General features: G+C 47.9%; 9 protein-coding genes and 1 pseudogene. 3 read left to right on the top strand and 7 right to left on the bottom strand.

Going from position 1 to position 14175, the window contains the following annotated elements; genetic code table 11:
• The first annotated feature begins 145 nt into the window (after positions 1-145).
• Entirely contained in the window at positions 146-2665 is a 2520-nt protein-coding gene (locus H9J30_RS08600; protein ID WP_240130644.1) for a penicillin-binding protein 1A, read from the top strand.
• 63 nt (positions 2666-2728) lie between these two features.
• Here the strand turns inward: H9J30_RS08600 and argH are convergent, their stop codons facing one another.
• The 5 genes from argH to argC all read right to left on the bottom strand — a co-directional run bounded on the left by argH (position 2729) and on the right by argC (position 8185).
• Positions 2729-4096 carry an argininosuccinate lyase gene (gene argH / locus H9J30_RS08595; RefSeq protein WP_240130643.1) on the bottom strand — a complete coding sequence of 456 codons (1368 nt, stop codon included), beginning with the start codon at positions 4094-4096 and terminating at the stop codon, positions 2729-2731.
• A gap of 92 nt (positions 4097-4188) precedes the next feature.
• Positions 4189-5412 carry an argininosuccinate synthase gene (locus tag H9J30_RS08590; protein ID WP_240130642.1) on the bottom strand — a complete coding sequence of 408 codons (1224 nt, stop codon included), beginning with the start codon at positions 5410-5412 and terminating at the stop codon, positions 4189-4191.
• Positions 5413-5472: 60 nt separating this feature from the next.
• Positions 5473-6378: an ornithine carbamoyltransferase gene (locus H9J30_RS08585; protein WP_240130641.1), complete on the bottom strand. Its 906-nt coding sequence runs from the start codon at positions 6376-6378 to the stop codon at positions 5473-5475.
• A gap of 12 nt (positions 6379-6390) precedes the next feature.
• Complete coding sequence (gene argB, locus H9J30_RS08580) at positions 6391-7173, bottom strand: acetylglutamate kinase (protein ID WP_240130640.1); 783 nt, start codon at positions 7171-7173, stop codon at positions 6391-6393.
• A 31-nt stretch (positions 7174-7204) separates the two neighbouring features.
• Complete coding sequence (gene argC, locus H9J30_RS08575) at positions 7205-8185, bottom strand: N-acetyl-gamma-glutamyl-phosphate reductase (RefSeq protein ID WP_240130639.1); 981 nt, start codon at positions 8183-8185, stop codon at positions 7205-7207.
• A gap of 674 nt (positions 8186-8859) precedes the next feature.
• Between argC and ppc the strand changes: the two genes are divergently transcribed.
• Both ppc and H9J30_RS08565 read left to right on the top strand, forming a co-directional pair.
• Positions 8860-11529, top strand: coding sequence for a phosphoenolpyruvate carboxylase (gene ppc / locus H9J30_RS08570; RefSeq protein ID WP_240130638.1), 2670 nt, complete (start codon positions 8860-8862; stop codon positions 11527-11529).
• Positions 11529-12074 carry a YceB family lipoprotein gene (locus tag H9J30_RS08565; RefSeq protein WP_240130637.1) on the top strand — a complete coding sequence of 182 codons (546 nt, stop codon included), beginning with the start codon at positions 11529-11531 and terminating at the stop codon, positions 12072-12074. Before ppc ends, H9J30_RS08565 begins: the two co-directional genes overlap by 1 nt.
• A 99-nt stretch (positions 12075-12173) precedes the next feature.
• On the opposite strand, the gene H9J30_RS08560 is transcribed toward H9J30_RS08565, so the two are convergent.
• Both H9J30_RS08560 and H9J30_RS08555 read right to left on the bottom strand, forming a co-directional pair.
• The gene (locus tag H9J30_RS08560; protein ID WP_240130833.1) at positions 12174-13448 is read right to left on the bottom strand and encodes a CinA family nicotinamide mononucleotide deamidase-related protein; all 1275 of its coding nucleotides are present in this window, start codon (positions 13446-13448) and stop codon (positions 12174-12176) included.
• A 219-nt stretch (positions 13449-13667) separates the two neighbouring features.
• Positions 13668-14087: pseudogene (locus H9J30_RS08555) on the bottom strand (transposase); the annotation flags it as partial.
• Positions 14088-14175 lie beyond the last annotated feature (88 nt).

Below are 14175 nucleotides of genomic sequence, written 5' to 3'. Positions count from 1 at the left end.
GCACAAAATCAACCCGTTATACGTATTTGTATAGAATGTTTCAATGTTTTACAAACGCTATTTTAGGGCCGTCACGTTTTTGCTTCACCCAAACGTGCGCGCCTTATATACTGTCGCACTTAACTGAACATTAGGATCAATTTAGGTGAAGTGGTTAAAACGTATTGTTATAGCTCTATTCAGTCTAGCCCTTTTGGGCGTGGGCGCCATTGTTGCAGCATACTTTTATGTTTTGCCGGATCTGCCGGATGTTTCGACACTAAAAAATGTGCAATTACAAACACCTTTGCGCATTTACAGTAGCGATGGCAAACTCATCTCTCAGTTTGGTGAGAAACGACGAATTCCGCTAAAACTGGAAGAGGTGCCCAAACCGCTGTTACAAGCCTTCCTTGCCACCGAAGATGCGCGCTTTTATGAACATGGCGGTATTGACCCTGTCGGGGTGATGCGTGCCGCAACAGTCATGCTTATAACGGGTGAAAAGAAGCAAGGTGCAAGTACCATTACCATGCAGGTAGCGCGTAACTTCTTCTTAACTCGCGACAAGACCATTATTCGTAAAGTGAAGGAAATTTTTATTTCCTACCACATCGAGCAGTTGTTAACGAAAGATGAGATTTTAGAACTCTACGTTAACCGTATTTATTTAGGCCAAAGGGCCTATGGCGTTGGTGCAGCTGCCCAAGTGTATTTTGGCAAGAACGTACAAGACCTTACGCTTTCTGAAATGAGTATGATTGCCGGTCTGCCAAAAGCACCGTCAACGCTTAATCCAATTACTTCACATTCGCGTGCCCTCGCACGCCGCAACGTAGTGTTAATGCGGATGAACGAAGTGGGTTATATCAGCAAAGCAGAATACCAAGCGGCGCTTCAAGAACCGTTAGTTGCCAAATATCATGGTGCCGAGATTGATCTCTACGCTCCGTATATTTCTGAAATGGCGCGGGATTACATGGTGCAAAAATACGGTGAAGAAGAAGCCTATACCAATGGCTATAACGTCTACACCACTATTTCATCCGATCTCCAACTCTTAGCACAGCAAGCGTTACGCAATAATGTGTATGCCTATGATGAACGTCATGGCTATCGCGGTGCTGCCGCGGTTTTATGGACGGGTGCTAAGCCTGATAATGCGCAGATCAAAGCTGAACTGGCTAAAGTGACTCCAGTCCAAGAGCTTCAACCTGCGGCCGTATTAACCGTTGAAGGCCAACAAGCGAGCGTACTAACCGCAAAAGGTGAAACCAAAGTCATCAAATGGGATGGGTTGAAGTGGGCGCGCAAATTTATCAATGATAAACGCCAAGGCGCTGTTCCTAAATCGGCCTCAGAGATACTGACTGTAGGTGAGCGCATTTGGATCCGTGATAATGGTCAGCACTTACAATTATCGCAAGTTCCCGAAGTGGCCAGTGCCACTGTGTCACTCGATCCGGAAAATGGCGCCATCCGAACGTTAGTCGGTGGTTACAGCTTTAGCCAAAGCCAATACAACCGTGTGACTCAGGCTAAACGTCAATTAGGTTCGAATATCAAGCCTTTCATCTATGCCGCGGCATTAGAAAAAGGCTTTACCCTCGCGACCTTAATTAATAACGCGCCAATTAATAAACCCGATATAAGCCAAGGTACTGCGTGGCGTCCGAAGAACTCGCCCGATATTTATGGCGGCCCAACTCGTCTACGAGTGGGGTTAGCGCAGTCGGTCAACGTGATGTCTGTTAGGGCCATGCGCCACATAGGTTTAGATGCGGCCATCGCCGAGCTGACTAAGTTTGGTTTCGACCCTAATGACTTACCACGTAACGAGTCATTAGCGTTAGGCTCTCCTTCGGTGACACCACTGCAAGTGGCAACCGCTTTCAACGTGTTTGCGAACGGCGGCTTTTTGGTTGAACCTTTCTATATTGAGCGGGTAGAAGACTCCTTCGGTAACGTAATAGAAAAAGCCAATCCAACCTTAGCCTGTAAGCCTAACAATAGCCAAGTGCAGCCTAACAGCGATCCAATGAGCTTTGGTGAACCAACGGCTCAAACTGATGCAGCTGTTGCCCATTGCTTTGAGCAAACAGGTCGTTATGCACCGCAAATTATCTCTGAACAAACGGCATTCCTGATCACCGAAGCGCTGAAGAGTGTGATCTGGGGTGGGGGTGATTGGAGCAAAGGCACGGGCTGGCAAGGTACGGCATGGCGGGCGGCTCAATTAATCAAACGTCATGATATTGCTGGTAAAACAGGTACAACCAACGAATCTCGCGATACATGGTTCAGTGGTTTTGGCCCAACGTTAACTAGCACCTTCTGGGTCGGATTTGACGATCATGGTCGCCAATTAGGTAGAACCGCTTGGAACGCCAATGGTGAGAAGGATCAGATCACTGGGACTGAGGCAGGAGCTAAGACGGCGGGACCTGGCTGGAACGAATTTATGAATAACGTGCTGAAAGGCGTTCCTGAAACCACGGCAATTCCACCAGAGGGTATCGTCTCGGTGCGGATCGACCTTGCAACCGGTAAGCTCACCCGTAAAACCGATTATACCAGCGCATTTGAATACTTTATCTCGGGCACTGAACCTAAGGAATACATCAGTGAAACCCAAGATGAAAACAATCTATTTATAGATGCGCCAGCGGATGATTTGTTCCAGTAGCCGTAAATAACCATAAAAAAAACGCGACCTTGAGTCGCGTTTTTTTATTACCCGTTCAAGGCATTAACCCGCTTTTTTAGCCGCAATCGCTTGTTTAACCTGAGTCAATGCAGTGCCACCGAGCACATCACGCTTCGCCAAACAGGCTTCAATGGTGAGATTGGGATACACATCTTCCTCGATAATGTCGGCGAAAGTTTTAAACTCGGCGAGCGTAAAACCTTCCAGCGGAATTTTTTTCGCAATCGCTGCAACCACTGCCACACCGACTACGTGGTGCGCTTCACGGAACGGCATGCCCTTAGACACTAAATAATCCGCCAATTCGGTCGCATTGGCATAACCTTGCTGCGCCGCAAGTAGTGCATTAGGGCGATTGACCACTAAGCCAGATAACACCAGCGCCGCCATATCTAAACAGATGGCCCAGCTATCAACCACATCGAACAAACCTTCTTTATCTTCCTGCATATCCTTGTTATAGGCCAGCGGTAGCGCCTTCATGGTGGTGAGAATACCGACTAAACTGCCGTACACTCGACCCGTTTTACCGCGGATAAGCTCTAACGCATCGGGGTTTTTCTTCTGAGGCATTAAAGAGGAGCCCGAGGTCACCTCATCGCTCAAGGAGATAAAGCCTGCTTCACCCGTGTTGAAGAAAATCAAATCTTCGGCCATACGGCTTAAGTGCATCATGCTGATTGAGGCCGTAGAACATAGCTCAACCACATGGTCGCGATCCGACACACTGTCCAAACTGTTTAAGGTTGGCGATGCAAAGTTCAGTGCTGCTGCCAGCGCATGTCTATCCACTTGATAGGCTGTGCCCGCCAAAGCTCCTGAACCGAGCGGACAGGTATTGGCACGCTTTAAGGCATCGGTTAAGCGGCTAAGATCACGCTCAATCATCTCCACATAGGCTAAGCACCAGTGGCCGAAAGTCACAGGTTGTGCCCGCTGCAAATGGGTATAGCCCGGCATCACCGCATCCAATTCACGTTCAGCCAAAGCGATAAGTTCGCTGCGTAAAGTTTGCAGGCGAGCCACTAATGCCGCACCTTCTGATTGGCACCAGAGTTTTAAGTCTGTCGCCACTTGGTCGTTACGGCTACGGCCCGTATGGAGTTTCTTACCCAGATCGCCGACTTTAGCGATCAGCTCAGATTCCACGAAGCTGTGAATATCTTCCGCGCCCGAAGCAAGAATAATCGCAGGATCGCCCTTTACTTCCACCAGCAGCTCGTTCAGTGCTTTTTTCAAATCGCTGCATTCAATGGCAGTGATAATACCGACGCTGGCAATCGCATCGGCCCACGCGATAGAGCCGACCACATCCTGCTCAAACAAACGATAATCCACTGGCAGTGAATCGTTGAATAATTTAAATAGCGCGCTGGTTTCGCCCTGAAATCTTCCACCCCATAAAGCCATGCTCAATCCCCTCGGTCACTGCTTTGAATACGTTAAAATCATTAAAACTTAAGATATAAAAAAGGGCGCTAGGCGCCCTTTAAGTCTGCCTATTACTTAGCGTTGAGCGCGCGGATGCGACTCGCTAACGAGTACAGACGGATAAAGCCTTCAGCGTGTTTTTGGTCGTACACTTGGTCTTCACCGAAGGTGGCAAATGCTTCAGAGTACAAGCTGTTTGGCGAGCGCTTCTTAACAGCTATCGCATGACCTTTGTAGAGCTTAACCACGACTTCACCGTTGACTGACTCGGCTAATGACTCAGATGCCGCCAGCAGCGACTTACACAGAGGTGTGAACCAACGACCGTCATACACTAAGTGAGCCATTTGTGCGCCCACTTGCTCGCGCCAATTACGGCTGGTTTTATCCAGTACTAACTCTTCAATCGCGCGCAGCGCGGCAAACATTACGGTGCCGCCAGGGGTTTCGTAGCAACCACGGGACTTCATGCCCACTAAACGGTTTTCGGTAATGTCGATACGACCCACGCCATGTGGTGCAGCGATTGCGTTCAGCTTCATCAGTGCTGCATATGGCGTTAAGGCTTCGCCATTTACTTTAGTCACACGACCGTTTTCAACTTCGAGTGACACATATTCTGCTTCGTTTGGCGCATCTTCTGGATCGGCTGTCAATGTCCACACACCTTTGCTTGGCTCGTTCCATGGATCTTCTAACTCACCGCCTTCATGGGAGATGTGGAACGCGTTGGCATCACGGCTGTAGATCTTAGTAGCAGAAGCCGACGTCTTAATATTACGCTCGGCTAAGTAAGCCAATAGATCTTCACGACTCTGCATGGTCCATTCACGCCATGGCGCAATCACTTTTAAATCCGGTGCCAATGCCGCGAAACAACCTTCAAAACGCACTTGGTCGTTACCTTTACCGGTACAACCGTGACACAGGGCATCGGCGCCCACTTTACGTGCTACTTCAACCTGCGCCTTCGCGATGATTGGACGAGCCATTGAGGTACCGAGCAGATAAGTCCCTTCGTAAATCGCTCCCGTTACCATGGTTGGGTAGATATAGTCTTTAACGAATTCTTCTTTCAGATCGACGATATGGCATTCTGATGCGCCAGAGGCTAAAGCTTTTTCAGTCAAACCAATCAGCTCTTCTTCGCCTTGGCCTACGTCAGCACAGAACGCAATAATTTCGCAGTTATCGTAGTTCTCTTTTAACCAAGGAATAATGGCCGAAGTATCTAGACCACCCGAATAGGCTAAAACGACTTTTTTCACGCCAGTGTTTTTGTTCTCAATAGACATCTTAAATTCCTATAACTCGTTTCTCACCTTGGAGAAAGTAGGCTGCTAAACAGGGTTAAATTAACTAAATAGGGTTACCAGTACTGCATTTTGAGCGTGCATCCGATTCTCTGCTTGTTGCAGGATCAAGGAGCCTTCGCCATCCATCACCGCATCGGTGACTTCAACACCACGATGTGCTGGCAAGCAATGCATAAAGAAGTGAGCACCCGCTTTCGCCATTAACGCATTGTTGACTTGATAAGGTGCAAACTTGTCCTTAATTTCCGCTAACGGTGTTGGATCCCCCATAGAAATCCAAGTATCAGTATAGATAGCATCGTGACCTTCAATCGCATCAATATCTGAGGTCAGCACAATTTTGCCGCCATATCGGCTAGCGAGTTCTTGTACTTCAGCCACAACGTAGCCATCAGGAAAGTGACCCGCAGGGCAGATCACTGTCATGGTGGCACCGAGAATAGCCGCGCAATACATCAATGAGTTAGTGACGTTATTACCATCACCTACATACGCTAACTTAACATCACTGATATTTTCAAAGTGCTCGGCCAAGGTTAAAAAATCGGCCAGCGCTTGGCAGGGATGATACAAATCCGAGAGCGCGTTAATCACGGGCACAGTGCCAAACACTGCTAATTGTTCGATAGTCGTGTGCGAGTATGTTCTCGCCACAATGGCATCGGCCCAACAGGATAGGTTAGAAGCAAAGTCAGCGACCGATTCCCGCTTACCTAAGGCACCATTTTGCTGGTCTAGGTATAAACAGTGGCCGCCGAGCTTGTTAATACCGATATCGAAGCTAACACGAGTCCGCAGGGATGGCTTTTCAAATAACATCACCACACTCTTACCATCCAGCGCATGACGATACTCGGCGGGATTCGCTTTGATCGTCTTGGCTAAGGTAATCAGATCCAGCAACTGCTGCTGGGTTAACTCTTTTATCGATAGAAAATGCTTCATAACCTACTCCGTTTACGGTTGAATTTGTGTGCCCACGGCCTCACCTTTGGTTAATGCGATTAATTGGCTTGCATCACGCCATGAGGCAACTTGCACCGCCTGCCCCATCCACTGCGCGACTTCGAGCGCAGCTTCTACTTTTACTTTCATTCCCTTTTCGATCACGCCTTGCTTTACCAAATCCGCAATCTGTTGACCATTAAGAGATGGGATTAATTGGCCTTTACCATCGAGCACGCCAGACACATCCGATAGCAGCACCAACTTGCCACCGACCAGCTTGGCTAATACCGTCGCCGCTTGGTCGGCGTTCACGTTTAGCATTTGGCCATCGTCCATCATGGCAATCGAGCTACAAATCGGCATCCAACCTTGGGACAAAATAAACTTAAGGTAAGTGGCGTCCTTAGGAGAAACCTCGCCCACTAAGCCTAAACGCTCATCTTTAATCTTGGCCGATACCGTGTTGCCATCGGCAAGACACATGCCCACACTCACAATCCCAGCTTTAGTCGCTGCGCCTTGAAGGATCTTGTTTGATGTTCCGGCCAATGCCCCAGCGATAATGGGCATTTGCTCAGGCGGGGTCACCCGCAAACCTTCTAACTTGACGGTTTCCATGCCATTGGCGGCTAATTGCTCATCGACCAAACAGCCGCCGCCATGCACCATCAGCACCTGCTGACCATTAGCGATCATTGCTGCGGCGGTATCCATTAAACGCGCCATCCCCATTTCACACTGCAGCAGCGCGCCGCCGACTTTAAGAACTAATACTGAGTTGTTGGTAGACATCTTGACGACTCTCTTAAATAAGGATGAACGGTTAAAGGTTAAAGTGAATCTTTATGCACTGCAGCGCTTGGCTTGCCGCGCCTTTCATCAAATTGTCGATGGCGCTAGCAACCACTAGGTAGCCACTGCTCTCATCAAACTTCCAACCTAAGTGGCAATTCGGTGTCAGCACCACGTCATCCACTTTCGGGAACTGGTTCTGTTTCACCGTCACCAGCGGAGCTTGGTCATAAACACTGTACGCCGCGGCCACATCGGCAGTGGTGGTGCCCGGTTTTAGCTGTACCGTGATAGTCGCTAAAATGCCGCGCTTAAAGTTGCCAAGGTGCGGCGTGAAAATCACCTCTTGCCCCAGTTGAGTAGCAATTTCGGGTTGATGTCTGTGGCCTAATACACCGTAGGGGGTGAGGCTCACTTCGCAAAAACTGGTATGCAGCTGTGCCTTACGACCCGCACCAGTTACACCACTGACAGCGTTGATCACTGGATAGGCTGAAGTCAGTAAATTCTTTAATGGTTTCAAGGCTGTTAATGATGCTGTTGGGTAACAACCTGGCACAGCAATCATCTTAGTGGCGGCCACTTCTTTGGCATTCCACTCAGCAAGGCCATATACGGCTTTGGCTAAAACCTCTGGATATTCATGCTCAAAGCCATACCACTTCGGGTATTGCGTCACATCGCTGAAACGATAAGCACCGCTTAAATCGAATACCGCTAACCCTTGGCTATAAAACCAAGCCGCTAAATGCAAACTCACAGAATGCTCAGTCGCTAACACCACAGCATCTGCCTCAGCGACGATCTTGGCCTTCGCTTCTTCGGTAAGCGGCGACAGGGTTAACTCAATGTGACTGTAGACAGGGTACAAATCTGCTAAAGCTCTACCTTTATCTAAACTATTTTCAGAGACATACAGACCTTGAATTGATAATTCAGACTCCGCATGGACTAAAGCCGTGAGTTGTGCACCTGTGTAACCACTGGCGCCGATAATGGCGATGTTTTTCATATGTATTTTTATAAACCAAATCAAAGAGACTTAAAGAATAGATGAATAGCGTACACGCAACGGCGTATATCTATGATGACAAGACTATCGTCGTGGGAAATCGTAATGGCTTGTTATTTTATTCACTGACGGATTAACACTATACATCATGATATTTACTCTACAGGTCGCAGGCTGTAACTCATCTCAACTGCTGGCTAGACTACCACAAAGATCTACTTATGCAATATATATGCATATATATTTTTATTAAATTTTGTAATTTATCATCTCTTAAATCGAGTTCGCGGATTACTGATCACTTCACTAACTACTTAATATTTCAATTATCTCTGATGGAAATGATGGTAAACCAGTCCTTTTCGTTAACATCTAAGTCACATGCTTGCAAAGCTAAAAATAATGCAGTTCATATTCACTTCCACTAAACATAATAAAATATTGCGTCAGTTCGCATTTATATTGAATATTCCTCAACAATTAACGCGATTAGTTGCATAAAAGATAAGCCAGTCGTATAAGTTATAAGCCCTGCTGTTGACCATTGCCCTTAGTGGTGGGTATTGTGCTAGCGGGCTATATACCCAAGCTACCTGAAGATACGAATTTCATCATCTTCAGGTAGCTTAGGTATATACAAAGCGGATTTTTATGTTTTTCTATTCGGAGTAACTATGGCAGGTAATGTGGCAGACAATGTGACCGACATGTATGCGTCATTGAGATCGAACGTGAGTATGTTAGGTCAGATCCTTGGCGATACGATGCGCACCCACCTCGGCGATTCTTTTTTAGAGAAGGTTGAGCAAATTCGTAAGCTCGCGAAAGACTCCCGCCGTGGCGATGAAGCTGCAAGGGAGCAAATGCTAGAACTGCTCACCGCTCTCCCCGATGAAGAGTTAGTGCCGTTTGCCAAAGCCTTTAACCAATTCCTCAACTTAGCCAACTTATCTGAACAATTTCATACGATTAGCCGAAACTGTGACGAACTAGTTTGCGTGCCCGATCCCGTCGAACAGTTGCTCGGTCGTATGCTCAATGGTCGTGTCGATCAGACCAAAATGTTGGATTGCCTAAAGACGTTAGATATCGATCTCGTGCTCACCGCACACCCAACAGAAATCTCTCGCCGCACGCTGATCCAAAAATATGCCGCAATTGTGGACTGTCTCGCCGAGCAAGAAAACAACCAGTTGTCGGATAGAGAACGTCAGCAAATTAATTTACGCCTACGTCAGCTAATCGCCCAGATTTGGCATACCAATGAAATTCGCCGCGAACGGCCAACGCCAGTGGATGAAGCCCGTTGGGGGTTATCCACTATCGAGGAATCCCTCTGGCATGCTGTTCCCGACTTTTTAAGGCAACTCAACGATCAAGTGCAAGAGCGCACAGGCCAACAATTGCCCATCGATATCGCCCCTGTTCGCTTCTCCAGCTGGATGGGCGGTGATCGCGACGGCAACCCCTTTGTGACGGCTAAAGTCACTCAAGAAGTGTTAGACCGTAATCGCCATGCCGCGGCACGTTTATTCCTGAAGGATATAGTGCTGCTGGTTGGCGAACTGTCGATGGAAGAAGCCAATGATGAATTAAAGGCTTATACCAACAATAGCTGTGAACCCTATCGCTTTGTCCTGCGATCATTAAGACAAAAACTGCGCGACACTATCGACTACTTAAACGCCCGCATCGAGGGGCATAATCCTGAAGTCGATAAGTCAACACTGATTTGGCAAGAGCGCGATCTGAAAGCGCCTCTGGAAATGCTCTATAAGAGTTTATGTGACTGCGGCATGCGGTTGATTGCCAATGGTTTACTACTTGATATTCTGCGTCGTCTCGCCTGCTTTGGCATTCATATGTTAAGGCTTGATATCCGTCAGGACGCTGGCCGTCACTGCGATGTACTCGCAGAGTTAACCCGCTACCTCGGCATGGGTGATTTTAATCACTGGGATGAAACCGAAAAACAAGCCTTCTTGCTGCGTGAACTCAGTAACCGTCGCCCACTGATCCCAAGCAACTGGCAACCGTCAGCCGATGTCGCCGAAGTACTTAATACCTGTCGCTTAATTGCTAAACATCCCGCCAAAGCATTAGGTTCGTACGTCATCTCGATGGCTAGCAAACCTTCTGACGTGTTAACGGTTTTACTGTTACTCAAAGAGACTGGCTGCACGCATCCAATGCGTGTTGTGCCGCTGTTTGAAACCTTAAGTGACTTAAACAACGCCGCGACATGTATTACCGATTTGCTCGATATCGATTGGTATCGTGGCTATACCAAAGGCATGCAAGAGGTCATGATTGGCTACTCAGACTCAGCCAAAGATGCGGGCGTGATGGCAGCCGCATGGGCTCAATACCGCGCACAGGAGCAGTTAGTTGCGGTATGTAATCAAGCGGGCGTCAAACTGACCCTATTCCATGGCCGTGGTGGTAGTATTGGTCGCGGCGGCGGCCCAGCTCATAAGGCCATTCTGTCGCAACCACCCGGTTCGGTTGATGGCCGTATTCGTGTCACCGAACAAGGCGAGATGATCCGCTTTAAATTTGGCCTACCAAAGTTAGCAGTTCAGAGCTTAGCCCTGTACACCTCGGCGGTGTTAGAAGCCACACTGCTGCCACCACCTGAGCCGAAACAGGAATGGCGCAATTGTATGGAGCGTATTGCTGCGGAGTCAGTAAGTGCTTACCGCGGCATTGTGCGTGAAGAGCCTGATTTTGTAGCTTATTTCCGCGCAGCTACGCCGGAGGTTGAACTGGGCAAACTGCCATTAGGTAGTCGCCCCGCCAAACGTCGCGTTGATGGTGGTATCGAGAGTCTGCGTGCGATTCCATGGATTTTTGCTTGGTCACAAAATCGCTTAATGCTGCCCGCATGGCTCGGCGCTGGCGAAGCACTGCAAGCGGCCTGTCAACGTGGCGAAATGGGCTTGTTACAAGATATGGAACGCGAATGGCCGTTCTTTAGTACGCGAATTTCAATGCTAGAGATGGTTTATGCCAAGGCAGAGCCCAACCTTGCACGCTACTACGAAACCTGTCTGGTACCGACAAACCTACATCACTTGGGTGAAACCTTGCGCCAACGCTTAGATCTGGGCATTAAAGTCGTGCTTGAGTTGACCAAATCGGATACCTTAATGGCGCATACACCGTGGAATCGCGAGTCAGTTAAACTGCGCAATCCGTATATCGATCCATTAAACTTCTTACAAACCGAGCTGTTAGCTCGTACCCGTAAGGAAACCAGCGAAACGCCCGCCTCCGAACATGTACAGTTAGCGCTAATGCTGACCATTGCAGGTGTTGCGGCGGGCATGAGAAACACAGGTTAATGAAAAAACTCATACTTAACATTTGCTTGGGATTCACTGTACTGCTTGGCGGCTGCGTCACGCAGTACAGCATCAGCGAGCGCGAAATGGAGCAATATCTCAGCAAAGAGATCCATTTTGAGGTGAAACAAGGTAATCAATTGATTGGTGCCGAAGTGCGCATTAACGACATCAGTGTCAGACTCGGTGAAAAGCCTGACACAATGAGCGTGAGCGCGGCGACACAAGTATCAATTACTAATCCGATTTTTCCTTTAAAGGCTCAACTCTCGACCACCTTTGAGGCTAAACCTTGGTATGACAGTACTACCCACAGTGTCTATCTACGCCAGCTTGAATTAGTCAAAGTAGAGTCAACACCAAAGGATATTGAAAAGGCCATTAGTAGCGCCACACCACAAGTGATGAGCTATTTACGGCATTTCCTTGAAAGCCAGCCAGTTTATGTACTGAATACGAAAGACAGTAATCAAGCACTAATGGCGAAGATGACCGAAAGCATCCAAGTTGTACCAGGCAAATTAGTGCTTAAGTTCACTCAATAGCGGCTTGTTTTAGAAACTATCGGCCATAAAAAAATGCTCCCACGGGAGCATTTTTGTTAATCCATCGAGGCCGACTTAACTCAGTAAGCCTGAAAAACGTTACTTGCTGAAACGCCCAATCGACTGATAATCCACAATTACCGCCTCCGACAGCAGTTCACGCCGCAACATATCATAGGCGACCGCCGCACTTAAGCTACGCACTAAATCCCGTGAACGTCTTGGCAACTTAATCATTTGACTGTATACACCACTACGGGTAGCCAAGGCAATTGCTACAGTTCCGACGGGCTTTTCGTCGGTTCCGCCATCCGGTCCCGCGATGCCACTGGTCGCTAAGGCAAAATCACTGTCTAAAATAGCACGAGCACCCTTGGCCATCTCTTCAACTGTAGAGATTGACACCGCGCCGTGATCATCTAAGGTCGCAGGATTAACGCCCAAGACTCGCACTTTGGATTCGTTACTGTAAGTCACTAAACCGTGTTGCAAATAGGAAGAGCTACCAGGGAAATCCACTAACTGACTGGTAATCATCCCACCCGTACAAGACTCTGCCACACTCAGGGTCAGACCAGAATTTAGCAGTCTAAAATGAATCTCTTCCGCAAGTGTCGCTTTATCCTCAGCGACGACCGCAGTACCCAGCACCATTTTGATGTGCCCAGCCACCCGTGGCAACAGAGCAATTGCTTTTTCACCTCGCGCGAAAATCTTAATTTCGATATGCGGCATTGACGAGCGATAACCAATAGTAATGCCTTCGGGCAACTCCAATGGCTCAATTTTATCGGCAAGGGCTGATTCGCCATGACCAATGGTCAGCAGTTTTTTAAGCGCCACCTTAGCGTCGAGATTAAACTCATCACGAATAAAGGGAATAAACTGCTCTTTAACCATATGCTTGAGTTCAAATGGCACACCAGGGGTGAAGAACAACCAGGCCCGATTTAACTTAACCCTAAATCCACAGGCCGTACCTACAGGGTTATCCACCATAACTGCCGATACTGGCAGCATCGCCTGCTTTAAATTACTCACAGGCATCTCGCGATTATTGCGCGTAAACCAATCTTCTAAACGTTGGCGCCACTCGGCATTTTCGACCAGCGACTCCCCCTTGGCCTTAGCCATCGCTTCAGCGGACATATCATCGCTTGTCGGCCCCAAGCCACCATTCACTAAAATCACATCGGCATGTAAGCTGCGCTCTTGGAAAACGGCAATTAAATCCTCAAGGCGATCACCCACTGTAACGCGCCTCTGGATCTCAATGCCATGCTCCATCATAGTGCTGGCGAACCAGGCTGCATTGGTATCAACAATCTGACCCGACAGCACCTCTTCTCCAGTACAAATCATCTCTAACTTCATCATAGATCCTTAACTACCCCAAAAAGTTACTGCATAAGGTAAGTAACCTCTGAAGTAATAGCAAGAGCCAAACTTTAGCTCAGTGTAGGATAGGGGTGAAGAAAACAGCGCAGTAACAACAGACTACTCTCAATAGCCTTTAATGAAACACCTTAAACTTGGGGACAATTTGAAGAGTACGACTTGATCAATGTTATCGTTTAATACCAATTCCATTAACTAATTGGTCAGAATTGCCCATTGTCTGGTACACAATTCTATCACTCTTGCTTTCTTCTCAATGAGGGTATTCCATGCGATAGAGCACTGTTCGACAATATCGTTGTAACCACTAAAACAACGATTAGCCAACACATGTTGACGCAACCATTGCCATACCTGCTCTATCGGATTCAACTCCGGTGAATAAGGCGTCAACTTGAGAAGCGTCAGATTATCAAAGTCATCGGCCAAATCCTGTTGATGCCGGCCTGTGCCGTCCATGATGACCAGCGCATGCCGCCCAAATGTGGTGGCGGTTGAAATCAGTTTTAAATGCTAGTTCATAAATTCGCTATTGGCATGCGGGGCAATAATCGCTTGTGTCGCCCTCGTTGCCGGACACACGGCGCCATATAAATACGCAGATTCAAATTGTTGTTAATACCAATCACATTAAATATCTAATCAGTTCAGAGCCTCAAAGGCATCTCTATCCAAGGCGCATTGACGCAGAAATATTAAGTCA

Origin of the sequence: Shewanella cutis (assembly GCF_022410515.1) — a bacterium.
Classification (GTDB): Bacteria; Pseudomonadota; Gammaproteobacteria; order Enterobacterales; family Shewanellaceae; genus Shewanella; species Shewanella cutis.
Note: the sequence above shows the minus strand (reverse complement) of the source record. Positions and strands in the feature narration are given on the sequence as shown.